This is a genomic window from Actinoplanes sp. KI2 (genome assembly GCF_025630775.1).
Lineage (GTDB): Bacteria > Actinomycetota > Actinomycetes > Mycobacteriales > Micromonosporaceae > Actinoplanes.
This window is the reverse complement of the sequence record NZ_JAOSZE010000189.1, coordinates 1-271: the sequence shown is the minus strand read 5'-3', so window position 1 is coordinate 271 and position 271 is coordinate 1. Positions and strand designations below refer to the sequence as shown.

Sequence of the window (271 nt, the reverse complement as noted above, 5' to 3'; positions counted from 1 at the left end):
CAGGGCCACATCGACGCCCAGGGCGGCGAAGCTGGAGAGCGTGGTCTGGAAGTTGCTGGGCAGGGAGCTGCCGCCGGTGAAGTGGGTCTGCAGGCCGACGCAGTCGATCGGGACGCCGCGGGACTTGAAGTCCTGGATCATCCGGTAGACGCCCTGCGTCTTGGCGTAGGACCAGTTCTCGATGTTGTAGTCGTTGTAGCAGAGCTTGACCGACGGGTCGGCGTTGCGGGCGGTGCGGAAGGCGACCTCGATCCAGTCGTTGCCGGTGCCC

General features: G+C 66.1%; 1 protein-coding gene. It reads right to left on the bottom strand.

Features of this window, described 5'->3' with window-relative positions:
• Nucleotides 1-271: endo-1,4-beta-xylanase (locus ODJ79_RS46910; RefSeq protein WP_263030224.1), on the bottom strand; the 271-nt coding region annotated here is incomplete at both ends.